The sequence below is a fragment of the Micromonospora sp. NPDC093244 genome (genome assembly GCF_040683695.1).
Lineage (GTDB): Bacteria > Actinomycetota > Actinomycetes > Mycobacteriales > Micromonosporaceae > Micromonospora.
Window position 1 is genome coordinate 1,353,972 of the sequence record NZ_JBFBEO010000001.1, and the last position, 26,309, is coordinate 1,380,280.

Here is a 26,309-nt window from a genome sequence, read left to right on the forward strand (position 1 = left end):
AGTTTTTAGTCTGTGAAGTGATGTACCTGACCGCGGGGCACGGCCCCGGTGGTCTCCAGGATGAGCGCGGCGACCAGGTCCGGGTCGTCGCTCATCGGCACGTGCCCGCAGCCGGCCAGCGTCACCACCCGGGCCGCCGGCAACCCGGCCCGGGCGCGCTCGGCCTGGTGAACCCCGAAGATGCGGTCGCGGTCGCCCCAGCCGATCGTCACCGGCACGGACGCCTCGGCCAGCCGGAGGCAGTCGAAGCGGTAGTCGCGGGCGGCTCGGGCCACGGCGTTGAAGCCCACCGCTCGCCGCAGGGCCAGCGAGTCGCCCACCGCGCGGTCGACGTCCAACAGTGTCGGGCGGGCCATTAACGGCGCGAAGCACAACGCCCGCAGGTACGCCGACCGCAGCGCGACCCGCATGATCGGGGTGGGCAGGCGCGAGTTGGCCCGCAGCATCCTGAGGATGGCAAGCGCCCGGCGCCGCTCGGCGGGTGTGAAGAAGCCGGCGGGGGAGAAGGCGGTGGCCGACGCGACCGCGCCGGTGGCGGCGAGTTCCAGACCGATCGCCCCGCCGAGGCTGTAACCGGCCACATGCGGGCGCTCCAGCCCCCACTCGTTCAGGACGGGCAGCATCGCGGCGACGGTGGCGGCCATGTCGGCGGGCATCCCGGTGCCGGGCGCCGGCGAGTTCCCGAAGCCGGGCAGGTCGAGCGCGATCACGTCGTGGTGGGCGGTGAGTCTGTCGAACACCGGCTCCCACGCCTGGTGGCGGTGACCGATGCCGTGGATGAGCACGAGCGGTTCACCGCTGCCCGCGCGACGGAAGTGGATGCTCATCTGCGCACCTCCACCGACGACCTGCCGAAGGACCGGCCGAGCTGGCGTACCTCGTCCTCCATCTGACCGACCATCGTGCGGCCGCCGAACCTGGTGATCAGCGCGTCCGAGAGGCCGCTGAGCACCACCGGCCGCAGCGCCTGCACCAGGGCCAACGACCGTGGCACGTACACCTTGCGTCTGCGGCGTTCGATGCCGCTCAGCAGGGCGTCGACGCACTGCTCGACGGAAACCACAGTGGACAGCGGCCACGGCAACCGGCGCAGCGTGGCGTTGAACGACGCCAGGTCGGCACGGATGTCGCGGACCAGGTCGGTGTCGATCCAGATCGGGTGCGCGGTGCCGACGGTGACGCCCGCGGCGCGGGTCTCCAGGCGCAGCACGTTTGCGAACTGCTCCACGCCCGCCTTGGACGCGCAGTAGGCGGCCATGCCGGGCATCGCCGTGAAGGCGGCGGCGGAGGAGACGATCAGGACGTGACCCCGGGCGGCGGTGACGTGCGGCAGGGCCGCGCTGACCGTGCGGATCGCGCCGCAGAGGTTCACCTCGACGGTACGCACCAACGCGTCGACCGGTCCGACGGCCACGGTGCCCAGGTTCGCGATGCCCGCGTTCGCGACGACCACGTCGAGGCCGCCGAAACGGTCCACCGTGGAGGCCACCGCGGCGTCCAACGCCGCCTGGTCGGTGACGTCGCACTCGTGCCAGTGCGCGCCGAGCTCGTCGCCGAGCTGCCGGAGCCGCTCGCCCTCCAGGCCCGCCAGGGCGACCCGGGCGCCTCTGGCGACGGCCGTGCGGGCCAGTTCGGCACCGATGCCGCGTGCCGCGCCGGTGATGAAGATGGTCCGGTCCGCCAGGTCATACCGCATCGGCGTGCTCCCGTTCCGGTTCGTTGGGGCTGTGGTCGGCAGTGATGAGCCGGTGGTCGGCGGGGCGGAACCGGCGCAGGCGCATCCGGAAGCTGGTGGCGAAGCCCGGCCAGATGGTGGTGTTGCGGCCTGTGGCATCCAGGTACCAGCTCGAACAGCCGGTCTGCCAGACGGTGCCGGCCATCTTCCTGTCGATCTGTTCGGTCCAGCGTCGTTGTGCGTCCGTGGTCGGCTCGATGGCCTGCGCGCCGGTGGCCCGCAGGTGGCGCAGTGCCGCGAGCACCAGGCGCATCTGCGCCTCGATCATCAGCACCACCGAGGTGTGCCCGAGCCCGGTGTTCGGGCCGAGCAGGAAGAACAGGTTCGGGAAGCCGGCGATGGTCGTGCCCCGGTACGCGTGCATGCTCGGCGTCCAGGCCGTACCCAGGCTGCACCCGCCGCGGCCGTGGATGCGCCGTACGACGGGGGAGTCGGTGACGTGGAAGCCGGTGCCGAGGATGATCGTGTCCGCCGGGTGGTGCACGCCGTCGGAGGTGACCAGGCCGTCCGGCACGACCCGGGCGATGCCTTCGGTGACGACGTCGACGTTCGGCCGGGTGAGCGACGGCCAGTAGTCGTTCGAGATCAGGACCCGTTTGCAGCCCATCGCGTACCGGGGGGTGAGCTTGTCTCGCAGGGTCGGGTCGGCGACCTGGCGCCGCAGCGTCCGCAGGGACAGCCGCGAGGCGAGGCGGTTGACCGTCGGGTGCAGGAAGCCCAGGCCCATGGTCTCGCGGAGCAGGTAGAGCCCGGCCCGGGCGGCCCGCTGCGCGCCGGGCACGGTGCGGAACGCGGCCTGCTCGACCCGGCTGATGCGGCGCGAGCGTCTCGGCATGATCCAGGCGGGGGAGCGCTGGAACAGCGTCAGCCTCTCGACGGCCGGCTGGATCCGCGGCACGAACTGGACAGCCGACGCGCCGGTGCCGATGACCGCGACACGGCGACCGGTCAGGTCGTGGTCGTGCCGCCAGCGTGCGGAGTGGAAGACCGTGCCGGCGAATTCGTCGATGCCGGGCAGGTCGGGCGTGGCGGGCTCGCTCAGGGGGCCGGTCGCGCAGATCAGCACCCGGGCCGTGTGATCACCGCCGGAGGTCTGCAGCAGCCAGCGCTGGCGCTCGTCGTCCCAGCGTGCCTCGTGCACCTCGTGGCGCAGCCGCAGCTTCGGGCCGATCCCGAAACGGTCGACGCAGCCGCGCAGGTAGTCCCTGATCTCCGGCTGGCCGGAGAACGTGGTGGACCAGCGGGGATTGGGGGCGAAGGAGAAGGAGTAGAGGTGCGACGGGACGTCACAGGCACAGCCGGGGTAGGTGTTGTCCCGCCAGGTGCCGCCGACGTCGTCGCCCCTGTCGAAGACGAGATAGTCGGTGAAGCCGGCCCGTTGCAGGGCGATGGCCGCGCCCAGGCCGCCGAAACCGGCCCCGACGATGGCAACGTCTGTCTCCATCAGTCCTCCAGGTGTTCGGACGCGACGTCCGGTCCGGCCGGTGACGGCCAGGGCGGTTCGCCGACGCCGGTGATCCGTACGCCGCCCCACGGGTCGACCTCGGCCAGTCGGGCGGGGCGGGCCCGGTCGGCGATGCGCAGCTCGACGTCGCGGCGACCGGAGCGCAGCAGTCGTGCCACGCTCGGGTCGGGCTCGATGCGCCCACCCCAGTGGAAGCGGCCGTCGACGGGTTCCCACCGTCCGCTGAGGTGCGCCCGTACCGGGGTGCCCGCGATGCTCGCCGGGCCGTGGTAGCTCACGGCACGATCCGTTCGTGGGCGCGGGTCAGCTCGGGTGGCAGGTCGGCGCTTGCCCGGACGCCCTCGATTCCGCTCCAGAGCAGGGTGGTGAGGTAGTCGGTGAGGGCGCCGCGGCTGAGCGGCTGTCCGTGGGTGGTCCACCAGTCGCCGACCGCCTGCACGAACCCCACCAGGCCGTACGCCCAGGGCTCGGCCGGGCCGGCGTCCAGGCCGAGCGCGCGCAGCCGGTCGCCGATCACCCGGGCCAGCCCGGCTGCCACCTGCCGGCTGGTCCCGGCGACGACCTGGTGGATGCCGGGTTGCCCGGACTGGCTCATGAGGAACCGGTACAGCGCGGGCTGTGACTCGATCACGCCGAGGTACGCGTCGATCGTCGCCTCGACCAGGGCGCGTTCCTCGCGGACCTGGTCGATCGCGGGCGCGATGGCGTCGACGACCCGTGCCGCCACCACCTCGCTCACCGCGATCCAGAGCTGCGTCTTGTCGGTGAAGTAGCGGTAGAGCACCGGCTTGCTGACGCCGGCGATGGTGGCCACCTGGTCCATGTCGACCTCGGGTCCGTGCCGCAGCAGGGCCTGTACGGCGGCACCGACGAGTGCCTGTCTGCGCTGCTCGCGATGGTCGGCCCAGCGGTCCCGGCGACCGTTGCCCTTCGCTCTCGGTGCGTCGGCGCCGGACGCGTTCGGCGGGTCCGATCCATTGACATCCTTGCGCGGCGATTGCATGCTACTACTCGTAACAGTTACCGGTCGTCACGTCAATATGGAGGAACCATGGAGACGGCGGAACCCCAGGGCGCTGCGGTCGCCGAGCGGCTGCTCACCTCGTCCCTGCGGACCAGCTACGACCCCGTGGTCGAGATCGACTGGGACGCCCCGCACACCCCGGGCGCCTACTGGCTTCCGCCGCACCGCAGCAGCCTCTACGGCACCCCGCTCTGGTCCGGGCTGAGCGAGGAGCAGCGGATCGAACTCACCAAGCACGAGGTGGCCAGCGCGGCCAGCGCCGGGCTGTGGTTCGAGACGATCCTCATGCAGATGCTGATCCGGCAGTACTACGACGACGACCCGACCAGCCCTCAAGCCCAGTACGCGCTGACCGAGGTCGCCGACGAGTGCAGGCACTCGATCATGTTCGGCCGGCTCATCGAGGCGACGGGCTGCCCGGTCTACCGCGCGAACGCCGTCGACCAGTGGCTCGGCAGGTACCTCAAGGCCACCGCCAGCGGCCCCCGGATGTACGCCGCGATCCTCATCGCCGAGGAGATCCTCGACGCGTTCCAGCGCGAGATCATGGCGGACGAGTCGCTCCAGCCGCTGATCCGGATGGTCTCGCGCATCCACGTGGTCGAGGAGGCGCGGCACGTCAGGTTCGCCCGCGACGAACTGGCCCGCCAGGTCGACGCCACAGGCCCGATGGGCATGGCGTTCGCCCGGTTGCTTGTCGGTCGCGCCGCCTACACGATCGCCAACCGCCTGGTGAACCCGAAGGCGTACGCCGCGGTGGGCATCGATCCGCAGGTGGGCCGGGCGGCCGCCCGGGCCAACCCGCACTGGCGCGAGACCCTGCGCTGGTCGGCGTCGAGGGTGTACGACCACCTCGCGGGCGTCGGGCTGGTGGCCGGGCCGGGTCGGGTGCTGTGGACCCGTGCCGGGCTGATCTGATGCGCACGGGCTGCCCACATCAAGCAGGTGTCAGGCGCGGCCGATCCGGGGTTCCTGCCGGTCGGTGAGGAGCAGGCCGACGCCGCGTACCGCCTCGATCGTGGCGTTGGTGCCCAGGCTGAGCAGCTTGCGCCGCAGCCGCTTGACGAGGGACTGCACGTCCGCCTTGCGCTCGCGCCCCTCGTCGTGCCAGACCGACCGGTGCAGCTCGGCGTAGCTCCAGACCCGGACCGGCTCGGCGGTCAGGCAGGCCAGCAGGTCATGTTCCAGTCGGGTCAGGTCGACCTCGCGGCCCCCGTACCGTGCGGTGCAGCGGGCCGAGTCGATGACCAGGGCGGGTTCGCTGGTCGCGGCGGGCACCGGTACGGCCGGTGGCGCGGCCGCCGTTCCGGGCGGTTGCGCCGGCGCCGCGATGAGTCGGCGCAGTTCGTCGAGATCGGACACCAGCAGCAGGGGGGCGATGCCGTCGAGGCGCTCCGCGAGCCGGATGCGCTCGGCAGGTGACGGGGTCACCGCGATCAGCAGCGGGAACGGCTCGCCAGCCGGTGCCGCCTCGTGTACCGCAGCGTCCTCGTCCTCGGCCACCACACCGCCCGGGATCGAAGGGCATCCCTGCCCAGCTCTCGTCATGGTCCTGACAATGATGGGCAGGCGCCCCGCCAGCAAGGCAACCGTTAGCGACAAGTTGCTCACGGCAAGTTCTTGATCGTCCTTTCTTCTCGATCATAGTGTCCACTCGGGCAACCGGCGTGACCCGCGCGGTGCATGGGGGAGGTCCACCATGGCCCATTTTCACCCTGGGTCGTTCTGAGGGAGGCAGCACCGATGTTCAGACGTCCACAATGGAGACGCTCGGCCAGATCACTGGTGAGCGCCGGCGCGGCGATGATCCTCGCCGCCACATGTCTGGCGAGTTTCGGCTCGGGCGCGCAGGCCGCGCCCGGCGCGATGGGCGTGGGTACCGCGCCGGGCGACAAGATCCGTCCGGACCTCGCCAAGCAGCTCCAGGCCAAGAGCGAAGGGGACTTCTGGATCCGGTTCAAGGACCGGGCGGACCTGAGCAAGGCCAGCGCCGTCAAGGACTGGGCGAAGCGGGGCACCGCCGTCGCGGACGCGCTGCGCAAGACGGCCGCCGAGAGCCAGGGCCGGGTCCGCGCCGAACTGGACGGCTCGGGGGCGAAGTACCAGACCTTCTGGGCGACCAACGCCATCAAGGTCAGCAGCGGCTCGCTGGCGATGGCGCAGAAGTTCGCCAACCACGCGGAGGTCGAGGGCCTCTACGCCCCGGTCGCCTACAAGGTTCCCGAGACCGTCAAGGGCACCGACGAGAAGACAGTGAACGCCCTGGAGTGGGGCGTGGCGAACATCAACGCCGACGACGTCTGGTCCCAGTACGGCGTCAGGGGCGAGGGCATCACCATCGCCAACATCGACACCGGGGTCCAGTTCGACCACCCGGCGCTCGTCAACTCCTACCGGGGCAACAACGGCGACGGCACGTTCGACCACAACTACAACTGGTTCGACGCCGCCGGAACGTGTTCTGCCGCCCCCTGTGACAACGATGGACACGGCACGCACACGATGGGCACCATGGCCGGATCGGCCGGTACGAACCAGATCGGTGTCGCGCCCGGGGTGAAGTGGATCGCGGCGAACGGCTGCTGCCCCAGCGACGCCGCACTCGTCGAGTCCGGCCAGTGGATGCTGGAGCCGACCGACCTCACCGGCCAGAACCCGGACGCCAGCAAGCGTCCGAACATCATCAACAACTCGTGGGGTACGCGGGACCCGTCCAACGAGCCCTTCATGGAGGACGTGACGCTGGCCTGGGCCGCCTCGGGCATCTTCGGCGTCTGGTCCAACGGCAACAGCGGGCCGGCCTGCCAGACCAGTGGTTCGCCGGGCAGCCTGGTCAGCAACTACTCGACCGGCGCGTACGACATCAACAACAACATCGCCGGGTTCTCCAGCCGGGGCGCCGGGCAGAACGGCGAGATCAAGCCCAACATCTCCGCTCCGGGCGTGAACATCCGGTCGAGCATCCCGGGCAGTGCCTACGGCAGCATCAGCGGCACCTCGATGGCCGCGCCGCACCTGGCGGGCGCGATCGCGCTGCTGTACTCGGCGGCGCCGTCGCTTGTCGGTGACGTCACCGCGACCCGGGCGCTGCTCAACGGCGCCGCGGTCGACAAGTCCGACACCCAGTGTGGCGGCACGGCGGCCGACAACAACGTCTACGGCGAGGGCCTGCTGGATGCGCTCGCGCTGCTCAACGCCGCGCCCACCGGTGACATCGGCACGCTCGCCGGCACGGTGACCGACGCGGCCACCGGCGCCCCGATCGCCGGTGCGACGCTGACGCTCACCGGCCCGACCGCCCGGGAGATCACCACCGGGGCGGACGGAAAGTTCTCGACCCAGCTCCCGACCGGCGAGTACCAGGTCGCCGTGACGGCGTTCGGCTACGACGGCGCGACCAGGACGGCCACGGTCACCGACGGCGCGACCACGACACTCACCGTCGCGCTCACGCCGGTGCCGAGCGTCAACGTCACAGGCGCCGTGACCGACGGTTCCGGGCACGGGTGGCCGCTGTACGCGAAGGTCACCGTGACGGGCGTCTCGGGCGTCTACGACTACACCACCCCGTCGAACGGCCGCTACAGCATCAAGCTGCCGGCCGGGCAGACGTACACCCTGACGTACGAGCCGCAGTACCCCGGCTACCAGACCGTCACCAAGCAGGTGGTGGTCGGTTCGGGCAACACCACCGCCAACGTCGCCGTGCCGGTGGACACCACCACCTGCACGACCGCGCCCGGCTACACCTTCGGGTCCGACGGTGAGTACGAGACCTTCGACGGCACCACCACGCCGGCCGGCTGGACGGTGGTGGACAACGCGGGCAGCGGGCAGGTCTGGAAGTTCACCGACGACGGCGGCCGGGGCAACCTGACCGGCGGCAGCGGCAACTTCGCCATGATCGACAGCGACGACTACGGAGCGGGCACCAGCCAGGACACCTCGCTGGTCAGCCCGGTGGTCGACCTGACCGCCGTCACGGCCCCGGTCATCCGCTTCAACCAGGACTTCAACCAGCTGGACGACGACACCGCCGACGTCGACCTGAGCATCGACGGTGGCGCCACCTGGACGAACGTGCTCCGCCAGGAGACCGACGTCCGGGGGCCGAGGGTGACCGAGATCCCGATCCCGCAGGCGGCGGGCAAGGCCCAGGTCCAGGTCCGTTTCCACTACTACGACGCCTCGTACGAGTGGTGGTGGGAGGTCGACAACGTCCTGATCGGCAGCCAGGTCACCTGTGTGCCGGTCGACGGTGGGCTGGTCGTCGGCAACGTCCGCGACAAGAACGACAGCAGCTACGTCAACGGCGCGACAGTCACCAGCAAGGACCGGCCGGCGGAGAAGGCCGTCACCGTGGCGACCCCGGACGACCCGGGGCTGCCCGACGGCTTCTACTGGATCTACTCGACGCTCACCGGCACCCACCCGTTCACCGCGTCGGCAGGCAACTACGTCAGCCAGACCAAGCAGGTGGACGTGGAGGCCGACTGGGCGACCGCCGCGAACTTCCAGCTCGCGGCCGGCCGGCTGTCGGTGACGCCGACGCAGCTCAGCGCGACGCTCCAGATGCCCACCGGCAAGGCCAGCAGGACGTTCACGGTGACCAACACCGGCGGCGCGCCTGTCGAGGTCGGGTTCGGTGAGCGCGACAACGGGTTCGAACTCCTGCGGGCCGACGGGTCCACCGTCACCAGGGCGCAGGTGCTCGGCGGCAGCGGTGCGCCGGAGCAGCGGCTCAAGGTCGCGACCTCGGTCGCCGCCAGGGCGTCCGGCAAGGCGGCCACCGCGGCGGTCGCCGCGGACGGACCGCAGGCCGCGCCGTGGACCGACATCACCGACTTCCCGGCGAACATCATGGACAACCGGGTGGTCAACCTGGACGGCAAGGTGTATTCGATAGGCGGTGGCGACGGAAACGCCTCCACCACGAAGAACTACGCCTACGACCCGGTCGCGCAGACCTGGACGGCGATCGCCGACCTTCCCGGCGCCCGCAACGCCCTGACCGTGGGCGTCATCGGTGGGAAGATCATCGCGACCGGCGGCTGGGGCGACGCGGGCCCCGACGCCGCCACCTGGTCGTACGACCCGGGTGCGAACACCTGGACGGAGCTGGCCGACAACCCGGCGCCGCGCGCCGCCGCCGGGCAGGCCGTCGCCGACGGCAAGCTGTACGCCATCGGCGGCTGCACCACTGCGGAATGCCTGCCGATGTCGAACAGCGTCGTGCGGTACGACCCGGCCAGCGACAGCTGGGAGACGCTCGCCAACTACCCGAAGTCGGTGGCCTTCGCCTCCTGCGGCGGGATCGACGGCGTCGTCTACTGCACGGGTGGCAATGACGGCTCCGCAGCGCAGAAGGCCAGCTACGCGTACGACCCGGGTGCCAACACCTGGACCGCCGTCGCCGACGCTCCGGTCGACAACTGGGCCAGCTCGTACGCGGTCGCCAACGGCAAGCTCCTCGTCGTCGGTGGCTCGCAGGGTGGGGCCATCAGCAACGCGGGCTTCGCCTTCGACCCGGCCGTCGGTTCGTGGTCCAACCTGCCGAACGCCAACACGGCCCGCTACCGCGGTGCTGCGGCGTGCGGCTTCTACAAGATCGGCGGCTCGTCCGGCAGTTTCAACGCCGCGCCGGACAGCGAGGTGCTGCCGGGCTTCGAGGGCTGCGCCGAGGCGGCGGCCGACGTCAGCTGGATGACCATCGACAAGTCGACGGTCACCCTCGCTCCGGGAGCGAAGGTCACGGTCACCGTCGGGATGACGGCGAACGTCGACCAGCCGGGCACGTACTCCGGTGCGGTCACGATCAGGGAGAACACGCCCTACTCGGTGGCGCCGGTCGAGGTCACCATGACGGCGAACCCTCCGAAGACGTGGGGCAAGCTGATGGGTACGGTCACCGGCACCAGCTGTCAGGGCGCGTCCGCGCCGATCGCCGGTGCGCTGGTCCAGGTCGACTCGTGGGCCATGTCGTGGACCTTCACGACCGACGCCCAGGGCCGGTACGCCCACTGGGTGGACCGCCGCAACAACCCGCTCACGATGATCGTCGCCAAGGACGGCTGGAAGCCCCAGACCCGTCAGACGAGGATCGACACCACCACGCCCACCGTGGAGAACTTCGGGTTGGCGCCCGTGCGGTGCTGACAACTGAGCGGTAGCACACCGATCCCGGCCCGCCTGGTCGTCGACCAGGCGGGCCGGACCGTGCCGGGGATCAGACGGGGGCGAGCCGGAAGCCGACCCCGCGCACCGCGTGGATCGTCGCTGTCGTGTTCAGCCGGGCGAGCTTGCGGCGTACCCGCCGGACCACCGAGTGCATGTCCGACCCGCGACCGAGGTGGCGGTTGCCCCAGACCTCGAGGTGCAGCCGCTCGTACGTCCACACCTGCCCGGGGGCGTGGACGAGGCAGAGCAGGACGTCGTGCTCCAGCCGGGTCAGGTCGATCTCCTTGTCCCGCCACCGCACCACCCGGCGGTCGGAGTCGACGATCAGGTCGGCCGGTGGTGGTGGCTGGCTCGGCGTCGCGTCGGCGAGGACGGCCCGGGCCGGGGGAGGTGCGACGGGAGGCATCTCGACCACTCCGAGGAACTCCCGCGCCTGGTCGACGTTCGACACGATCAGGAAGGCGTCGCTCCCGCCGAGCAGTCGCGCCAGTTGTCGGCGTTCGGCCGGCGAGGACGCGATGCCGATGACCAGGGAGGCGACCGGAATTCCCGGCATGTTCTCCACCCCTTCCGGTTCCAGCTCACTCCGGATGGTGTTCGCATCACCGATCGCGCACATCGATCGGCGTCTTGACCCTAGTGGTGGTGCGTCTCGGCTGGGTAAAACATAGTTGCATGTAAGCATGTAAATTGACGCCCGGCCGCGACGCCGGTGCCGGCGCAGCCGGAAACTGTGACAGAACGAAGACAATCCGCGGACGACACCGGCACCTGCCGGGACGAGCATGCTCGACATGTCCATCGGATCGTCGTACTCCGTCGGTCGGGCGACTCCCGGCCCGCCGCCGCTGCCCGACACCCGCGCGGCCGTGTCGTCGAGCCCGAGGCTGCTCGCCGCCGCCGTGTGCGCACTGCTCGGCCTGGCGCTCACCGGTGCGTTCTTCGTCTGGACGTACCCCGGTCAGTGGCTGGACGGGGTGCTCCTGCCGCGCGCGGAGCGCGGCGGCGGGTACGCGCAGCAGAGCAGCCTGCTCGACCCGGCCCGGAGCGTGCTGGCCGCGTTCGGTAGGACGACGACGCTTGCCGGCCTGCTCGGCGCGGTGCTGCTGGTGGGTTTCGTCGGCCGGCGTCTGCTGGCCGGCCTCGCGGGTGTGGGCACGGTCGTCTGCGCGGTGCTGGTCGCGGGCGCGACGAAGTCGGCGCTGCTGCGCCCGGATCTCCAGGTCGAGACCTCCACCACCCACAACAGCTTTCCCAGTGGCCACGTGGCGGCGGCGATGACCCTGCTGCTCGCGTTCCTGCTGGTCCTGCCCGCCCGGGCGCGGTGGTGGCTGGCGTTGCCGGGCGCGGCGGGTGTCACGGTGATCGCCGGTGCCACCATGATCGCGGGCTGGCACCGGTTCAGCGACGCGCTCGGCGGCGTCCTGCTGGGGGTCGCGCTGTTCTGTCTGGCCGCGGCCGTGCTGGCGGGCCGGCCCGGTGCTGTCCGGTCCGCGCCCGGTGCCGCCGGCGCGGGCGTGGTCCGGCCCGGGCTCACCGAGGGGGTGGTCGGCCTGCTCGCTCTGGGGTGCGTGCTCCTGCTGGTGGTGCCCGGCCTGCGGGCGGCGATGCCGCCCGGGGCGCTCGTCGCCGTCCTGGCGGTGGCCGTACCCGTCGTCCTGGCCGTCGGGTCGGCGGTGTACCTGCTGCGGTCGGTCGACCTCGCCCGGCCGGTGAACCGATCGACGAAAGGCTAAGACCATTCATGATGCGATACTTGGTGACATGTCCCAGGTCCTGCTGATCGAAGATCACCAGACGGTGCGTGACGGACTGCAGTTGGCGCTGACCCGTCAGGGTCACACGGTCGACGCCGTCGCCACCGGTGAGCAGGGGCTGGAACGGCTGCGCGGGAGCTCGGCCGACGTCGTGGTGCTCGACCTGATGCTTCCCGGGATGGACGGGTTCGAGGTCTGCCGCCGGATCCGCCGGCTCGGCGACCTGCCGATCATCATGCTGACCGCGCGCAACGACGACATGGACGTGGTCGCGGGCCTGGAGGCGGGGGCCGACGACTACGTGGTCAAGCCGGTGCAGGCGCGCGTCCTGGAGGCCCGCATCCGTGCGGTGCTGCGCCGGACCGCCGGCGAGTCGCGGCGCGGCGGTGGCGACCGGTCCGGGCCGGAGCAGCACGGCGCCCTGCGCATCGACCGTGCCGCGCTGGTGGTCAGCAAGGACGGGGTGCCGGTCGGCCTCGCCCCGACGGAACTGCGCCTGCTTCTCGAACTGTCCCACACCCCCGGGCAGGTGCTGAGCCGCCAGCAGTTGCTGGAGGCCGTGTGGGAACACGGATACCTCGGCGACTCGCGGCTCGTGGACGCCTGCGTGCAGCGGGTCCGCGCCAAGATCGAGGACGACTCGTCCGCGCCGGTGTACATCCAGACCGTCCGCGGCTTCGGGTACCGGTTCGGGCCGCTGTGACACGGCGGCGCTGGGCCGACGCGCGCGCGTTCGGCCTGCGGGTACGGCTGCTGCTGGCCTTCGTTCTGCTGGGCGTCACCACCACGGCCGTGGTGGCCAGCGGCAGCTACTTCCAGGCCCGGACGGTCATCCTCCAACAGGCGCAGGACGCCGCGGTGATGTCGTTGACCGACCAACTCGCCCAGCTCTACCCACTGCGTCAACTTCCGCCCACCCAGGACGATCTCGACACGCTGGCCCAGCGCCTGTCCGACCGGGAGGGGTACGCCGTGGTCGTGTACCGGGACATGCGGGCGCAGGGCACCGAAGCGCCCGACCTGATCACCCCGCAGCTGCGCCAGGCGGTCCGCGACGGCGTGGTGGCCTGGCAACGCGTCTCGGTAGGTGGCGAACCGGTGCTGCTCATCGGCACCCAGCTGGAGCTGGACCGGCCCGACGGCGCGTCGCTGCCGTCCGGCCTGGAGGTCTACTCGGTGCGCAGCCTCGCCCCCGAGCAGCAGAGCATCGACAGGCTCGCCACGTTGGCCTGGCTGACCGGCGGGCTCTCCCTCGTGCTCGCCGTCCTGTTGGCCCTGCTGGCGGCCAGGGTGTGCTGCGTCCGGTACGCGAACTGGGGCGCGCGGCGCGCAGTCTGGGCGAGGGCCGCCTGACGACGCGACTGTTGGTGCGGGGCGCCGACGAGCTGGCCGACGTGGCGCGGACCTTCAACGACACCGCGGCGACCCTGGAACGACAGGTCGGCGAGCTGCGCCGGATGGAAGCCGACGCGCGCCGTTTCGTGGCGGACGTGTCGCACGAACTCCGTACGCCGTTGGCCGCGATGACGGCGGTCACCGACGTGCTGGACCAGGAGGCCGACCGGCTGCCCGGGGACGCCGGTCGGGCCGCGCGACTGGTCAGCCAGGAGACGCAGAGCCTCACCCAGCTGGTCAACGACCTCATCGAGGTCAGCAGGTTCGACTCGGGCACCGCCCGGCTCGCTCTCGACGACGTCGACGTGGCCGCCGCGGTGACCGCGACCCTGCGGCTGCGCGGCTGGACCGACCGGGTACGCGCGGACCTGCCGCCCGGTGTCGTGGCACGCCTCGATCCCCGCCGACTGGACGTCATCGTCGCCAACCTGGTCGGCAACGCCTTCCGGCACGGCGCCGAGCCGGTGTCCCTGCTCCTGCGCGCCGAGCCGGACTGGCTCACCATCGAGGTCGCCGACGAGGGGCCGGGTCTGCGACCGGAGGTGCTGGCGCACGTCTTCGACCGCTTCTACAAGGCCGACACCGCGCGGACCCGGTCCGAGGGCAGCGGCCTCGGCCTCGCCATCGCGTGGGAGAACGCGCGACTGCACCGCGCCCCCGGGCAGCAGGGCAGCCTCACCGCCGGCAACGCCCCGAACGGCGGCGCGGTGTTCACCCTCCGGCTGCCCCGGGTGGCGGCGGACGACACCGGGGAAACCCGGTGACGGCGCGACGGGCGGTGGTCCGCCCGCTGCTCACCGGCGGACTCCTGCTCACGCTGCTCGTGGCGGGCTGCGGGGTACGGCCCAGCGAGGTCATCGAGGGCCGCCCGGCGCAGTCCGGCCCGTCCCAGGGGATCCGGCTCTACCTGCTGTGGCGCGGGCAGGTCGCGGTTGTCGTCCGTGCGGCCAAACCGGACCGAACACCGTCGCCCGAGGCGTCGCTGGCCCTGCTCCTGGCGGGTCCGAACGAGAACGAACGACGCCAGGGGTTCACCAGCGAGGTGCCGGCGGGTCTGGGCCCGGTTCCCTCCGCGCCGCCGACAGGTGCCGCACCGGGTTCCCCGGCGGCGGTGTCGGGCGGACCGGACAGCCTCACGGCGACGGTGGCGGGTCCGGTGCGTCCACTGTCGACAGACGCGGCCGACCAGATCATCTGCACGGTGGCCGACGCCGCCGCGCAGGCCGGTCAGGCGGAGTACTTCGTCCCCGTCACCATCGTCGGGTCCGACGGCGCCCGTCCGGCCCAGCCCTGCTCGATCAGGTGACCGGGACGACCGTCCCGGGTCGGGCCCGGCCGTGGTCGGCCAACGCGCCGTCGACCAGGATGTCGAGCAGGTCGGCGAACCCCAGTCCCGCCCGCTGCCAGATCTGCGGGTACTGGGACGCGGTGGTGAAGCCGGGGAAGGTGTTCACCTCGTTCACGATGGGCTCGCGCCACCCGTGCTCGGGCAGGAAGAAGTCGACGCGCAGCAGGCCCCGGCAGTCCAGGGCGTGGAAGGCACGGATCGCCCGGTCCTGGAGCACCTCGGTCGTCGCCGCGTCGAGCGGGGCGGGGATCTGGAACACGGCCCCACCGTCGTACTTCGCGTCGTAGTCGAAGAAGCCCGTCCCGCTCACCCGGATCTCCAGCGGCGGGCCGGCCTGCACCCGGCCGTCGGGGTGTTGCAGGACGGCGACGTCGATCTCCCGCCCGCGCGCTCCCTGCTCGACCAGCACCTTCGGGTCGACCGCGCGGGCCCGCTCCAGCGCGGCGGGCAGGTCCGCCCAGTCGGTCACCCTCACCACGCCCAGGCTGGAACCCGCCCGCGCCGGCTTCACGAACACCGGCAGGTCAAGCCGTCCCCGGTCGGTCGCCGTCAGATCCTCGCCGGGGCGCAGGGTCACCCCGGGGCTGACCCGCAGGCCCTCCACGGCGAGCAGCCGCTTGGTGACACCCTTGTCCATGCCGGCCGCGCTGGCGAAGACCCCGTTGCCGACGTACGGCACGCCGAGCCACTCCAGCAGCGACGCGACTGTGCCGTCCTCGCCGTAGGGGCCGTGCAGGGCCGGGAAGACCACGTCCTGGGCGCGCAGCACCCGCAGCGCGTGGGGCAGCGGCGTCGCGCGGCCGTCGACGTGCCAGCCGCCGTCGCGGCCGATGAGCACCTCGGTGACCTGGTACCTGTCACGGTCCAGCCCGGCGAGGATGCTCGCCGCCGACCGGCGGGACACCTCGTGCTCGCCGCTCTGCCCGCCGTACAGCAGTGCCAGTCGGGTTGTCATGAACTCGTTGCCCCTTCGTGGTGGTGATCGCGGGCCACCCGGGCCCCGATGCCGGTCAGGATCTCGTGCGGGTTGGTGCGGGCCCACCGGGCCCACTCGCCGACAGTCGGTGGGGTCCGCTCACCGTCGGCGGGGCCGAACACCACCACCGGATCGCCGATCGACACGGGCAGGTCCCCGGCGTCGACGACGCACTGGTCCATGGCGACGCGCCCGACGACGGGGCACCGCCGACCGCCCAGCCACACGGCGGCACGGCCCTCGGCGGCCCTGGTCAGCCCGTCGGCGTAGCCGACCGGCAGCAGCGCCAGTGTGGTCGCGGCGCCTGTCACGTACTCCGGTCCGTAGGAGACGCCGGTGCCGGCCGGCACCCGCTTGACGTTGACCACAGTGGTCCGCAGCGTCATCGCGGCGTGCAGTCCGAACGTCCCGGGACCGGTCGCGCCGAACGGGTCCACGCCGTAGAGGGCGAGCCCGATCCGGCACAGGTCGTACCGGGTGGCCGGCGCCGACAGCGCGGCCGCCGAGTTGGCCAGGTGCACCAGCTCGGGGTCGAGGCCGGCGCCACGGGCGACCCGCAGCGCCTCCTCGAAGCTCGCCACCTGCCGGGCCAGGGCGGGACTGCCCGGCACGTCCGCGTCGGCCAGGTGGGACCACACGCCGCGTACCCGGACCGTGCCCTCCACCTCGTACTTGCGGGACCAGCCGACCAGCTCGGGCCACTCGTCGCCGTCGGCCCCGTTGCGGGCCAGACCGGTGTCGGCCTTGAGCTGCACAAGCGCTGGCGCGCCCAGTCGGTGGGCGGCCGCCGCGACCGCGTGCAGGTGGGTGGTCGTCGACACGCCGACGTCGACGCCGGCGGCGATCAACGACGCGAAGTCGTCGTCGGGGCGGTGCAGCCAGCTCAGCGTCGGGGCCGTGATGCCCGCGTCGCGCAGCGCCAACGCCTCGGACACCGAGGTCACGCCCAGCCAGCCGGCGCCGGCGCGCAGGGCCGCCCGGGCGACCGGGGCCGCGCCGTGGCCGAATCCGTCGGCCTTCACCACCGCCATCAGGTCGGTGCCGGTGACCGCCGCGATGGTCCGCACGTTCCTGGCGATCGCGCCGAGGTCGACGGACGCCCGCGCCAACGCGCTCATCGGGCCGGCTCCACCCGACGAGTCCCGGGCAGGGCGAACAGCCAGCCCGCGCGTACCGCCAGCAGGCCCCGATGAAGTGCCAGACTCGTGCCGATCACGACACCGGTCAGCACGACGGGGTAGCCGAGCACGATCAGACCCTGGCCGACATCCCCCAGCCCGGAGACCGGCCCGTGCAGCAACCGGTGCAGCACCGCCAGGACGGGCATGTGGATGACGTAGACGGGCAGCGTGACCTGGCCGAGCGTGGCGAGCCGGCCGCTGAGGGTGGGCCACCGCTCCAGCCGCGCGGCGGCGGTGACACCGAACGCGACAGCCACCACGGACACCAGCGGCCACACACCCCACCACCGTTGGGCGCCGGCCACCGCCATCGCGACGAGCGCGAGACAGTAGGCGCCCGAGGTCAGGACGAGCCGACGCCGGGTGGCGGTGGCCGCCCACCGCTCGATCTGCGGCCGCAGGTACAGGCCCGCGAGGAAGAAGACCAGGTTCTGGTACAGGCCCGCCCGGTTGCCAGGCGTCTCCAGCAGGCCGGCGGCGACGACCGCGGACAGCACCCCGGCGGGTACGACCACCAGCAGGCGAGGCGCCGTACGGGTCGCCTTCGCCAGGGTGAAGTAGAGCGCCAGGGCGTACAGGTACCAGAGGTTGGAGGGCGTGACGGTGAGCTGCTCCAGCAGACCGGGGACGGACGTGGCCCGGCCGGTCGGGAAGTCCGGCGCCACGGCGAGGACCACTGTGTGGATCAGCAGCCACAGGGCGTACAGGTAGAGGAAACCGGCGACCCGGCCGCGGGCGACGACCCGCCACGGCCGCTGGACGGCGTTCGCCGCGAAGACCCCGGAGATGGTGAAGAAGAGCGGCATCCGCAGCGGCAGGAACTGCTCGCCCAACGCCCCCCACAGGCCGGGCACCGGGACGCCGACGTGCCAGTCGACCCCCAGGTAGTCCTTCACCACGACGTGCCACAGGACGACAAGGATGATGCAGAAGCCCTTCGCGGCGTCGGCCCACCGGGCCCGTTGCGGCGCTCCAGCGGCCGGCCCGGTCCCGCTGCGGCGGTGGGACCGGACTCTCGCGGCGTCGGGCCGGTCGACGGTGGCAGTCGTTCCTCGGATCACCCGACCGACGGTGTCAGCCGGATATCCGCGCGTGATCCACGAATTGTCATGAACAGGTAATGGCCGTCGCCGGGCGGCTCGGCGCGTCGTCCCGGCGGCGCGCGCCACCCACGCGGTCTCACTAGGCTCGCCTACGGAGGTGCCGAACATGAAGCTCGGGCTGCACTACTGGAACTACTCGACTCCGGCCGATCCGGCTGCCATCGCGCCGACCCTCGCCGAGGCCGCCACCATCGCCGAAGAGGCCGGGGTGGCGTCCTTCACGGTGATGGACCACTTCTTCCAGATGGAGGCGATGGCCCCGGCCGAGGAACCGATGCTGGAGGCGTACACGACGTTGGGTTTCGTGGCCGGCAGGACGCGGCGGATGACGCTGGGTGTGCTCGTCACCGGTGTGATGTACCGCTATCCGGGGCTGCTCGCCAAGACCGTGACGACCCTCGACGTGCTCTCCGGTGGTCGGGCGCGGCTCGGCATCGGGGCGTCCTGGTACGAGCGGGAGCAGCGCGGTCTGGGTGTGCCAGTGGTGCCGGTGGCCGAGCGTTTCGAGCGGCTGGAGGAGACGTTGCGCATCTGCCGGCAGATGTGGAGCGACGACGCCGGGCCGTTCGAGGGGCGGCACTACCAGCTCACCGAGACGATCAACTCGCCGCAGCCGTTGAGCCGTCCGCACCCGCCCATCATGATCGGAGGCAGTGGCGAGAAGAAGACGCTGCTGCTGGTCGCCCGGTACGCCGACGCCTGCAACCTGTTCGGTACCGGCGCGCAGGGGGTGGCGCACAAGCTGGAGGTGCTGCGGGGGCACTGTGCCGCCGAGGGCCGCGACTACGACAGCATCGAGAAGACCGTGCTGGCGTCCCGGCCGCCGTTGGAAGATCTCGACGGGTTCCTCGCCGAGGTGGCCGACTACGCGGCGCTCGGGGTGAGTGAGGTCCAGGTCACGCCGGACCGGCACCCGGTGGAGTTCGCCCAGCGGCTCGGCGACGAGGTCCTGCCTCGACTGGCCGCCATCGGTTGACGGCTGCCGGCCGGGCCGTCGGCGCAGCACCGAGGGCTGACCTCCCCAGGTGGGGGAGGTCAGCCCTCGTGTACGTCCGACGGTGTCAGGCCACCGTGGCCGGGAACCGTTCCCACACCCGGTGCGCGGCCATCAACTGCTGTACCGCGGTCAGTGCCTCGGTGCCGGAGCCCGCCGTGACGATGCCGGGAGTGCCGGCCACGCCTGCCTGCTCCAGCACCGTGACACCGGCGCCCCAGGCGCCGATCGCCTTGACGTGCCGCCAGCACTCCTCGACCAGGAGCAGCACGCGCGGGTCCACGGTCGCCGGGCCCGGCCGGCCCGCCTTGGCGTCGCGGGCCGGGATCGCGTCCGGCGCGGGTGCCGGCGCGCCGGCCAGCAGGAGCGCGTCGAACTCGACGGACCGGCCGGTGGCGAAGGTGCGCTGCACCGGCAGGCCGCCCACCATGCCGCCGTGTGGGGCGATCAGCAGCGGCACCATGCCGGCCTCGAAGATGGCCCGCTGGACCTGACCGAGGTCGTCCAGGTCACCGTCCGGGTCCACGACGATGCCCACGGTACGGCCGTCGGTGGGCCACTCCCGGCCGACCTGCGACAGCGCGGGGCTGGGCGCGACGTCGGCGAGCGGCACGGTCGGCTGCGGCGCGGGCAGGCCCAGGCCGGTGGCGACCTGCGCGCACAGCACCGGGTCGATGTTGGCCAGGCTCTGCAGCTGGCGTTCCTTGATCGCCTGGTGGTAGCACTTGCCCAGCTCGAAGGTGTACGCGCGGATGATGTGCTCCTGCTCCACGGGCGACATGCTCAGCCAGAAGAGGCGGACCTGGCTGTAGTGGTCGTCGAAGGAGGCCGGGTTGGCGCGCACCTTCGGCGCCTGTGCCACGGTCACCGGTACGTCGACGAACGCGTTCTCGGCGTCGCCGGCCGGGAACGGGTTGCCGCCGTCCAGCGAGTTCGGCCGGTACGGCGCCACGCCCGCGTGCACGGCGTGTTGGTGGAAGCCGTCGCGCAGCATGTCGTTGACGGCCGCGTGCGGCCGGTTGATCGGGATCTGCGCGAAGTTCGGTCCGCCGAGGCGGGTGAGCTGCGTGTCGAGGTACGAGAAGAGCCGGCCCTGGAGCAGCGGGTCGTTCGTGACGTCGATGCCGGGCGGCAGGTGCCCGAGGTGGAAGGCGACCTGCTCGGTCTCGGCGAAGAAGTTCGTCGGCGTCCGGTTGAGGACCAGCCGTCCGATCGGCTGCACCTCCGCCAGTTCCTCCGGCACGATCTTCGTGGGGTCCAGCAGGTCGATGTCGCCGAAGGTCTCCTCCGGGGTGTCCGGGAAGACCTGGATGCCCAGCTCCCACTCCGGGTACGCGCCGGCCTCGATGGCGTCGTAGAGGTCGCGCCTGTGGAAGTCCGGGTCGATGCCGTTGAGCATCTGCGCCTCCTCCCAGGTCAGGGAGTGCACGCCGAGCTTGGGCTTCCAGTGGAACTTGGCCAGCACCGTCTCACCGGCCGCGTTGACGAGGCGGAAGGTGTGGACGCCGAAGCCCTCCATCGTCCGGTACGAGCGGGGGATGCCCCGGTCGGACATGTTCCACATGGTGTGGTGCTGGGCCTCGGTGTGCAGCGAGACGAAGTCCCAGAACGTGTCGTGGGCGCTCTGCGCCTGGGGGATCTCGCGGTCCGGGTGCGGCTTCGCGGCGTGGATGATGTCCGGGAACTTGATCGCGTCCTGGATGAAGAAGACAGGCATGTTGTTGCCGACGAGGTCGAAGGTGCCCTCGTCGGTGTAGAACTTCGTGGCGAAGCCGCGGGTGTCGCGGACGGTGTCGGCCGACCCGCGCGAGCCGAGGACCGTGGAGAACCGGACGAAGACCTCGGTCTCGCGTCCCTTCTTCAAAAAGCCGGCCCGGGTGACGGCCTCGGCGGTGCCGTACGCGGTGAAGACACCGTGCGCGCCGGCGCCCCGGGCGTGCACCACACGCTCCGGGATGCGCTCGTGGTCGAAGTGGGTGATCTTCTCGCGCAGGTGGTGGTCCTGGAGCAGGACCGGGCCACGGGGACCGGCCTTGAGCGAGTGGTCGGTGTCGCGCAGTCGCGCACCGTTCGCGGTGGTGAGGTAGGCGCCCTGCTGACCGTTCGCGGTCGTCGGCGCGCCGGTCTCGGCGCCGGTCGGCGTACGCGTCTGCGGCGCACCCTGTTCCGGCTTCGGCGGCAGGGGGTCGTGCGGGGCCGTCGGCTCATCGATCGTCGGCGGCGCACTTCCGGGAGCGCCGGGCACCTCCGGCGTCAACGCGTCGGCGATCTTCTCTGAGGCGGTCTTCACGACGTTCTTGACAGCCTCGGCGGGCTTGCTGGAATCCACTGGACGAACCCCTCCATGGAGCGCTTACGAGCGGGCGTTTGCCCTGCTACCCCCGGGCAGGGGGTCAAAACGCAATCGATGCCGCAGGACTGGTGATTTCACCGATGCGCAGGTGGGGCGGCGCGCTCAAAACTGATGAACGTCGATATCCCTCGACCCTAGGGAGTGCCCGACGTGTCATCACCAACCACCACCCGTCCCCGTTCCTTGGCGGCGCGGCTCGGCCTGGCCGCCGCCCTGGTCGCAGGTGCCGTCCTGGCCGGCCCGACCGGCGTCGCCCAGGCCGCGGGCCCGTACGAGCGGGGCCCGGACCCGACCACCGCGATCCTGGAGGCCAGCCGCGGCCCCTTCGCCACCGCGTCGCAGAGTGTGTCCTCACTCAGCGTCACCGGCTTCGGCGGCGGCGTCATCTACTACCCGACAAGCACCAGCGAGGGCACCTTCGGCGCCATCGCCATCTCGCCCGGCTACACCGCGGCCTGGTCCAGCATCAGCTGGCTCGGACCGCGGATCGCCTCGCACGGTTTCGTGGTGATCGGCATCGAGACCAACACCCGGCTGGACCAGCCGGACAGCCGTGGCCGGCAGTTGCTCGCCGCGCTTGACTACCTCACCGAGCGCAGCTCGGTGCGCAGCCGGATCGACAGCAGCCGGCTCGCCGTGGCCGGTCACTCGATGGGCGGCGGGGGCAGCCTGGAGGCGGCCTCGGCCCGGCCGTCGTTGCAGGCCGCGGTGCCGCTGGCGCCCTGGAACCTGGACAAGAGCTGGTCCGAGTTGCAGGTGCCGACGCTGATCATCGGTGGGGAGAGCGACAGCGTCGCCCCGGTCGCAACGCACTCGGTGCCGTTCTACACGAGCATCCCGGCCTCGGCCGAGAAGGCGTACCTGGAGCTGAACGGAGCGAGCCACTTCTTCCCGCAGACGGTGAACACGCCGACGGCGCGGCAGATGGTGGCCTGGCTGAAGCGGTTCGTCGACGACGACACCCGCTACGAGCAGTTCCTCTGCCCGGGGCCGAGCGGCTCGCAGATCGAGGAGTACCGCAACACCTGCCCCAGCGCCTGACCGTGGGGTTTCGGGGCGGCCGCCGGCGGGCGGCCGCCCCGTCCGCGTCCGATCATCGAAGGTCTTGACGCAATTCCCAAGAAACGTACACTGCGAGTGTAAATAACACCCGCCACGGCAGAGGGATGGGTGATGGAGCGAGGCCTCGAACTGCACCAGATCGGCGTCCGTTTCGGCGGCCTCACCGCCCTCGACGACGTCTCGCTGCGCGTGCCACCCAACCGGGTGGTGGGCGTCATCGGTCCCAACGGCGCCGGCAAGACCACGCTGTTCAACGTGATCTGCGGTTTCGTCGCGCCGCACACCGGTTCGTTGACCCTCGACGGCCGGCCGCTGCGGCCCCGGCCGCACCGGCTGACCCGGCTCGGCATCGCCCGGACCCTGCAGGGGACCGGACTGTTCGCCGGGCTCACCGTGCTGGAGAACGTGCTGACCGGCGCCTCGCACACCGCGCGTGCGGGATTCGCTGCGGCGCTGTTCGGCCTGCCGGCCAGCGACCGCGACGAGCGACGGCTGCGCCGGGAGGCCCTGGACATCCTCGACAGCCTGGGCATCGCCGAGCACGCCGACGCCGCGCCGGGCACGCTGCCCTTCGCCGTACGCCAGCGGGTGGCCCTGGCCCGCGCGCTCGCCGCGCGGCCCCGACTGCTGTTGCTTGACGAACCCGCAGGCGGTCTCGGCGCCGACGACATCGCCGAGCTGGCCGAGCTGGTCCGCCAGTTGCCCCGCCGCGACGACGACCCGTGCGCGGTGCTGCTTGTGGAACACCACATGGACCTGGTGATGGCCGTCTGCGACGAACTGGTGGTGCTCGACTTCGGTCGGGTGATCGCCGCCGGCACCCCGGACGAGATCCGCGACGACCCGGCGGTGACCGACGCCTATCTGGGCGCCCTGGTCGAGGAGGCACTGTGAGCGCGAGGAGTGAGCCGGGTTTGCGAGCCCCGCAGTCGCGAGCGAGAAGAGGTGCCGCGTGAGCGCGCCGGATCTGCTCGTGGTGCGTGGGCTGGTGGCCGGCTACGGAGCCGCGCCGGTGCTGCGGGCCGTCGACCTCACCATCCCGGCGGGCACGATCGCCGCCGTCGTCGGCGCGAACGGCGCCGGCAAGACCACCCTGCTGCGCACGCTCTCCGGCATGATCCGCCCGAGCGCCGGTCAGGTGGTCCTGGCCGGGGAGGACCTGCGGGGTACGCCCGTGGAGCAGCTCGTCCGGCGCGGCATGGCGCACGTGCCGGAGGGGCGGGGCGTGATCAGCGAGCTGACCGTCGACGAGAACCTGCGCCTCGGCGGGCTGTGGCGGCGTGACCGGGCCGACGCGGGCCGCGCCCTCGACGAGGTGTACGAGCTGTTCGAGCCGCTCGCCCGCCGCCGCCGGCATCTCGGGCATCAGCTCTCCGGCGGCGAACGGCAGATGCTCGCGCTGGGCCGGGCGCTTGTCGGTCGGCCGAGACTGCTGCTGCTCGACGAGCCGTCGCTCGGCCTGGCGCCCCGTGTGGTCGCCCGGACGATGGCCCTGCTGCGGCAACTGCGCGACCGGACCGGCCTGACCGTGCTCCTGGTCGAGCAGAACGTCCGCAGCGCGCTCGCCGTCGCCGACCAGGGCGTCGTGATGTCCCTCGGCCGGGTCGTCGTCGCCGCCCCGGCGGCCAGGTTGCGCGACGACGTCGACCTGCGCCACGCGTACCTCGGTTTCTGACCACCACCTCGTCCCCGGAAAGGAGGACTGTTGGACCGCTTCGTCTTCCTCACCGTCGACGGCCTGTCCCGGGGCGCGGTGTACGCCGCGTTCGCGCTGGCCCTGGTGCTCATCTGGCGGGCGGCGCGGGTCGTCAACTTCGCCCAGGGCGCGATGGCTGTCGCCGCCGCGTACGTCGCCTACTCGGTGTCCGCCGCGACCGGCTCGTACTGGTTGGGCTTCGGGGTGGCGATCGTCGCCGGGCTGCTGCTGGGCGCGCTTGTGGACCGCGTCGTGATGCGGCACGTCGACCACGCGTCACCGCTCAACCCGGTGATCGTCGCGCTCGGTCTGGTGCTGCTGATCCAGGCCGTGCTGGGCATGGTGTACGGCAACGAGTTCCGCCCCGCCGAGACGCCCTTCTCGCGCTCGGCCCTCACCGTGGGCGGGGTCGCGGTGCTGTCGCCGTACGACCTGTTCGTCTTCGCCACGATCGGGGTGGTGGTCAGTGGGCTGGCCTGGATGTTCGCCCGTACCCCTGTCGGTCTGCGGATGCGCGCGGCGGCCTTCGCGCCGGAGGTGTCCCGCCTGCTCGGGGTCAACGTCGGTGGCATGTTGACGCTCGGCTGGGCGCTGGCGTCCGGGGTGGGCGCGCTGGCCGCCATGCTTGTCATCCCGACCGAGCTGGGGTTGCATCCGCACGCGATGGACCTGGTGTTCGTCTCGGCGTTCACCGCGGCGGTGGTCGGCGGGTTGGACAGTCCACCGGGGGCGGTGGTCGGAGGGCTGGTGGTGGGCCTGCTGCTCTCGTACGTCAGCGGGTACGCCGGCAGTGACCTCACGCCCCTGGCGGTGCTGGTCCTGCTGCTGGCGGTGCTGCTGGTCCGGCCCGGCGGGTTGTTCGCCCCGGTCGCGGCGAGGCGGGTGTGAGCGCCACCGGGGCGGTCCTGCCGCCGAGACACCGCCCGGCCGAGCCGGGGGGCCGACCGGCCGACCGGCGCCGTGGCTCCACGCTGCTGCGTCACCTCGCCGTCGTGCTCGCCGTCGGGGTGCTGCTGGTGGCGGTCAGCTACACGGTCGAGCCGTTCCGCAACTTCCAGCTCGCCACGGTGGCCGCCTACCTCTGCGCGACCGCCGGCCTGACCGTCCTCACCGGGCTCAACGGTCAGCTCTCGCTTGGGCACGGGGCGTTGATGGCCGTCGGGGCGTACACAGTGGCCCTGTGCCAGAACGCGTTCGCCGACCGGGGGATGACCGGCGGCTGGCTGCTGCCGTTGTCGCTGGGAGCGGCGATCGTCAGCACTGTCGCGGTAGGCGCGGTGGTCGGCGTGGCCGCTGCCCGGCTGCGCGGCCCCTACCTGGCCGGGGTCACGCTCGCCGTGGCCGTCGTCGTGCCGGCGCTGGCCGTGACCTTCGACGGTGTCCTCAACGGCGAGCAGGGCCTATCGGTGCCTGTGGAGCCGCCGCCGGCGTCGCTCGGCCCGTACTTCCCCTACGAGCGGTGGCAGCTCTGGCTGACCGGCGCGGCGACCCTGCTCGCGTTGCTGCTGCTGGCCAACCTGATCCGCAGCCGGTACGGGCGTACCTTCCGGGCGGTCCGCGACGACGAGGTGGCCGCGCGCCTCGCCGGCATCCACGTGGCCCGCACCCAGGTCCTCGCGTTCGTGGTCAGCGCCGCCACCGCCGGTCTCGGCGGCGCGCTGCTGGCGGTGCTGGCGCAGAGCGTGTCGCCCGGCGCGTTCTCGCTGACCCTGTCGCTGTTCCTGCTGATGGCAGTCGTGATCGGTGGTCTCGGTCGGCTGACCGGCGCCCTGTGGGGCGCCGTACTGCTCGTGGCCCTGCCCGATCTCACCCACTCCGCGACGGAGCTGCTCACGCTCTCGCCCGCGGTGGCCCAACGGCTGGAAGGCAACCTCCCCCTGGCGATCTTCGGACTCACCCTGATCGTCGTCATGATCGCCGCCCCCGGCGGTGTGCAGGGCCTGCTGTCTCGTCTGGGCCGGGCACTGCTGGCCCGCTGGGCGGCCCGGCGTTCCTGAGCTGTTTCCGGCCCGGCCTCGGCCGGGCGCACCACCACCACACCGT

Annotated in this window: 24 protein-coding genes; 13 read left to right on the top strand and 11 right to left on the bottom strand. The window is 71.9% G+C overall.

The window, feature by feature from the left end:
* Positions 1-5: 5 nt before the first annotated feature.
* Genes AB0N27_RS05935 through AB0N27_RS05955 form a run of 5 tightly spaced genes read right to left on the bottom strand, consistent with a single transcriptional unit; the run spans position 6 to position 4,203 of the window.
* Positions 6-827 carry an alpha/beta fold hydrolase gene (locus AB0N27_RS05935; protein WP_364363794.1) on the bottom strand — a complete coding sequence of 274 codons (822 nt, stop codon included), beginning with the start codon at positions 825-827 and terminating at the stop codon, positions 6-8.
* A complete protein-coding gene (locus tag AB0N27_RS05940) occupies positions 824-1,696 on the bottom strand; it encodes an SDR family oxidoreductase (protein ID WP_364363797.1) in 873 nt (290 codons plus the stop codon). Before AB0N27_RS05940 ends, AB0N27_RS05935 begins: the two co-directional genes overlap by 4 nt.
* Entirely contained in the window at positions 1,686-3,179 is a 1,494-nt protein-coding gene (locus AB0N27_RS05945; protein ID WP_364363800.1) for an NAD(P)/FAD-dependent oxidoreductase, read from the bottom strand. Before AB0N27_RS05945 ends, AB0N27_RS05940 begins: the two co-directional genes overlap by 11 nt.
* Entirely contained in the window at positions 3,179-3,478 is a 300-nt protein-coding gene (locus AB0N27_RS05950; RefSeq protein WP_364363803.1) for a DUF4873 domain-containing protein, read from the bottom strand. The genes AB0N27_RS05945 and AB0N27_RS05950 overlap by 1 nt, the downstream gene beginning before the upstream one ends.
* Positions 3,475-4,203, bottom strand: coding sequence for a TetR/AcrR family transcriptional regulator (locus tag AB0N27_RS05955; protein ID WP_364363806.1), 729 nt, complete (start codon positions 4,201-4,203; stop codon positions 3,475-3,477). Before AB0N27_RS05955 ends, AB0N27_RS05950 begins: the two co-directional genes overlap by 4 nt.
* Positions 4,204-4,251: 48 nt before the next feature.
* Here AB0N27_RS05955 and AB0N27_RS05960 point away from each other — a divergent pair, with 48 nt between their 5' ends.
* Positions 4,252-5,142, top strand: coding sequence for a diiron oxygenase (locus AB0N27_RS05960; RefSeq protein ID WP_364363809.1), 891 nt, complete (start codon positions 4,252-4,254; stop codon positions 5,140-5,142).
* Positions 5,143-5,172: 30 nt separating this feature from the next.
* Here AB0N27_RS05960 and AB0N27_RS05965 read toward each other — a convergent pair whose 3' ends face one another.
* A complete protein-coding gene (locus AB0N27_RS05965) occupies positions 5,173-5,772 on the bottom strand; it encodes a winged helix-turn-helix domain-containing protein (protein WP_364363812.1) in 600 nt (199 codons plus the stop codon).
* Between the two features lie 195 nt (positions 5,773-5,967).
* On the opposite strand from AB0N27_RS05965, the gene AB0N27_RS05970 reads away from it, so the two are divergent.
* Positions 5,968-10,380, top strand: a complete 4,413-nt coding sequence (locus AB0N27_RS05970) for a S8 family serine peptidase (RefSeq protein WP_364363815.1) — start codon at positions 5,968-5,970, stop codon at positions 10,378-10,380.
* A gap of 70 nt (positions 10,381-10,450) precedes the next feature.
* Here the strand turns inward: AB0N27_RS05970 and AB0N27_RS05975 are convergent, their stop codons facing one another.
* Positions 10,451-10,957, bottom strand: coding sequence for a winged helix-turn-helix domain-containing protein (locus AB0N27_RS05975; protein ID WP_364363818.1), 507 nt, complete (start codon positions 10,955-10,957; stop codon positions 10,451-10,453).
* A 238-nt stretch (positions 10,958-11,195) separates the two neighbouring features.
* Between AB0N27_RS05975 and AB0N27_RS05980 the strand changes: the two genes are divergently transcribed.
* Genes AB0N27_RS05980 through AB0N27_RS06000 form a run of 5 tightly spaced genes read left to right on the top strand, consistent with a single transcriptional unit; the run spans position 11,196 to position 14,859 of the window.
* Entirely contained in the window at positions 11,196-12,137 is a 942-nt protein-coding gene (locus AB0N27_RS05980) for a phosphatase PAP2 family protein (protein ID WP_364363820.1), read from the top strand.
* A 28-nt stretch (positions 12,138-12,165) separates the two neighbouring features.
* A complete protein-coding gene (locus tag AB0N27_RS05985; protein ID WP_364363822.1) occupies positions 12,166-12,861 on the top strand; it encodes a response regulator transcription factor in 696 nt (231 codons plus the stop codon).
* A complete protein-coding gene (locus AB0N27_RS05990) occupies positions 12,858-13,511 on the top strand; it encodes a hypothetical protein (RefSeq protein WP_364363825.1) in 654 nt (217 codons plus the stop codon). Before AB0N27_RS05985 ends, AB0N27_RS05990 begins: the two co-directional genes overlap by 4 nt.
* A complete protein-coding gene (locus AB0N27_RS05995) occupies positions 13,451-14,317 on the top strand; it encodes a HAMP domain-containing sensor histidine kinase (RefSeq protein WP_364363828.1) in 867 nt (288 codons plus the stop codon). The genes AB0N27_RS05990 and AB0N27_RS05995 overlap by 61 nt, the downstream gene beginning before the upstream one ends.
* On the top strand, positions 14,314-14,859 hold the full coding sequence (locus tag AB0N27_RS06000; RefSeq protein ID WP_364363831.1) for a hypothetical protein: 546 nt from the start codon (positions 14,314-14,316) through the stop codon (positions 14,857-14,859). The genes AB0N27_RS05995 and AB0N27_RS06000 overlap by 4 nt, the downstream gene beginning before the upstream one ends.
* On the opposite strand, the gene AB0N27_RS06005 is transcribed toward AB0N27_RS06000, so the two are convergent.
* The 3 genes from AB0N27_RS06005 to AB0N27_RS06015 are packed head-to-tail and all read right to left on the bottom strand — an operon-like array spanning position 14,852 to position 18,119.
* A complete protein-coding gene (locus AB0N27_RS06005; RefSeq protein ID WP_364363833.1) occupies positions 14,852-15,856 on the bottom strand; it encodes a D-alanine--D-alanine ligase family protein in 1,005 nt (334 codons plus the stop codon). The genes AB0N27_RS06000 and AB0N27_RS06005 overlap by 8 nt on opposite strands.
* Positions 15,853-16,995 carry an alanine racemase gene (alr, locus tag AB0N27_RS06010; RefSeq protein ID WP_364363836.1) on the bottom strand — a complete coding sequence of 381 codons (1,143 nt, stop codon included), beginning with the start codon at positions 16,993-16,995 and terminating at the stop codon, positions 15,853-15,855. Before alr ends, AB0N27_RS06005 begins: the two co-directional genes overlap by 4 nt.
* The gene (locus tag AB0N27_RS06015) at positions 16,992-18,119 is read right to left on the bottom strand and encodes an acyltransferase family protein (protein ID WP_364363839.1); all 1,128 of its coding nucleotides are present in this window, start codon (positions 18,117-18,119) and stop codon (positions 16,992-16,994) included. Before AB0N27_RS06015 ends, alr begins: the two co-directional genes overlap by 4 nt.
* A 148-nt stretch (positions 18,120-18,267) precedes the next feature.
* Here AB0N27_RS06015 and AB0N27_RS06020 point away from each other — a divergent pair, with 148 nt between their 5' ends.
* Positions 18,268-19,137 (top strand): LLM class F420-dependent oxidoreductase, encoded by an 870-nt coding sequence (locus AB0N27_RS06020; protein WP_364363842.1) that lies wholly within the window; start codon positions 18,268-18,270, stop codon positions 19,135-19,137.
* 85 nt (positions 19,138-19,222) lie between these two features.
* Here the strand turns inward: AB0N27_RS06020 and AB0N27_RS06025 are convergent, their stop codons facing one another.
* Positions 19,223-21,484 carry a catalase gene (locus tag AB0N27_RS06025; RefSeq protein ID WP_364363845.1) on the bottom strand — a complete coding sequence of 754 codons (2,262 nt, stop codon included), beginning with the start codon at positions 21,482-21,484 and terminating at the stop codon, positions 19,223-19,225.
* 174 nt (positions 21,485-21,658) lie between these two features.
* Here AB0N27_RS06025 and AB0N27_RS06030 point away from each other — a divergent pair, with 174 nt between their 5' ends.
* From AB0N27_RS06030 to AB0N27_RS06050, 5 genes are all read left to right on the top strand, one after another.
* Positions 21,659-22,549, top strand: coding sequence for an alpha/beta hydrolase (locus AB0N27_RS06030; protein ID WP_364363848.1), 891 nt, complete (start codon positions 21,659-21,661; stop codon positions 22,547-22,549).
* Between the two features lie 132 nt (positions 22,550-22,681).
* The gene (locus tag AB0N27_RS06035) at positions 22,682-23,464 is read left to right on the top strand and encodes an ATP-binding cassette domain-containing protein (protein WP_364363851.1); all 783 of its coding nucleotides are present in this window, start codon (positions 22,682-22,684) and stop codon (positions 23,462-23,464) included.
* Positions 23,465-23,522: 58 nt separating this feature from the next.
* A complete protein-coding gene (locus tag AB0N27_RS06040) occupies positions 23,523-24,245 on the top strand; it encodes an ABC transporter ATP-binding protein (RefSeq protein WP_364363854.1) in 723 nt (240 codons plus the stop codon).
* Between the two features lie 30 nt (positions 24,246-24,275).
* Positions 24,276-25,154 (top strand): branched-chain amino acid ABC transporter permease, encoded by an 879-nt coding sequence (locus tag AB0N27_RS06045; protein WP_364363857.1) that lies wholly within the window; start codon positions 24,276-24,278, stop codon positions 25,152-25,154.
* A complete protein-coding gene (locus AB0N27_RS06050; RefSeq protein WP_364363859.1) occupies positions 25,151-26,263 on the top strand; it encodes a branched-chain amino acid ABC transporter permease in 1,113 nt (370 codons plus the stop codon). The genes AB0N27_RS06045 and AB0N27_RS06050 overlap by 4 nt, the downstream gene beginning before the upstream one ends.
* Positions 26,264-26,309: the final 46 nt, after the last annotated feature.

Bases quoted from the DNA above. Each gene is read 5' to 3' on its own strand.
- AB0N27_RS05935 (WP_364363794.1), bottom strand. From the start codon at position 827: ATGAGCATCCACTTCCGTCGCGCGGGCAGCGGTGAACCGCTCGTGCTC.
- AB0N27_RS05940 (WP_364363797.1), bottom strand. From the start codon at position 1,696: ATGCGGTATGACCTGGCGGACCGGACCATCTTCATCACCGGCGCGGCA.
- AB0N27_RS05945 (WP_364363800.1), bottom strand. From the start codon at position 3,179: ATGGAGACAGACGTTGCCATCGTCGGGGCCGGTTTCGGCGGCCTGGGC.
- AB0N27_RS05955 (WP_364363806.1), bottom strand. From the start codon at position 4,203: ATGCAATCGCCGCGCAAGGATGTCAATGGATCGGACCCGCCGAACGCG.
- AB0N27_RS05960 (WP_364363809.1), top strand. From the start codon at position 4,252: ATGGAGACGGCGGAACCCCAGGGCGCTGCGGTCGCCGAGCGGCTGCTC.
- AB0N27_RS05965 (WP_364363812.1), bottom strand. From the start codon at position 5,772: ATGACGAGAGCTGGGCAGGGATGCCCTTCGATCCCGGGCGGTGTGGTG.
- AB0N27_RS05970 (WP_364363815.1), top strand. From the start codon at position 5,968: ATGTTCAGACGTCCACAATGGAGACGCTCGGCCAGATCACTGGTGAGC.
- AB0N27_RS05975 (WP_364363818.1), bottom strand. From the start codon at position 10,957: ATGCCGGGAATTCCGGTCGCCTCCCTGGTCATCGGCATCGCGTCCTCG.
- AB0N27_RS05980 (WP_364363820.1), top strand. From the start codon at position 11,196: ATGTCCATCGGATCGTCGTACTCCGTCGGTCGGGCGACTCCCGGCCCG.
- AB0N27_RS05985 (WP_364363822.1), top strand. From the start codon at position 12,166: ATGTCCCAGGTCCTGCTGATCGAAGATCACCAGACGGTGCGTGACGGA.
- AB0N27_RS06005 (WP_364363833.1), bottom strand. From the start codon at position 15,856: ATGACAACCCGACTGGCACTGCTGTACGGCGGGCAGAGCGGCGAGCAC.
- alr (WP_364363836.1), bottom strand. From the start codon at position 16,995: ATGAGCGCGTTGGCGCGGGCGTCCGTCGACCTCGGCGCGATCGCCAGG.
- AB0N27_RS06020 (WP_364363842.1), top strand. From the start codon at position 18,268: ATGAAGCTCGGGCTGCACTACTGGAACTACTCGACTCCGGCCGATCCG.
- AB0N27_RS06035 (WP_364363851.1), top strand. From the start codon at position 22,682: ATGGAGCGAGGCCTCGAACTGCACCAGATCGGCGTCCGTTTCGGCGGC.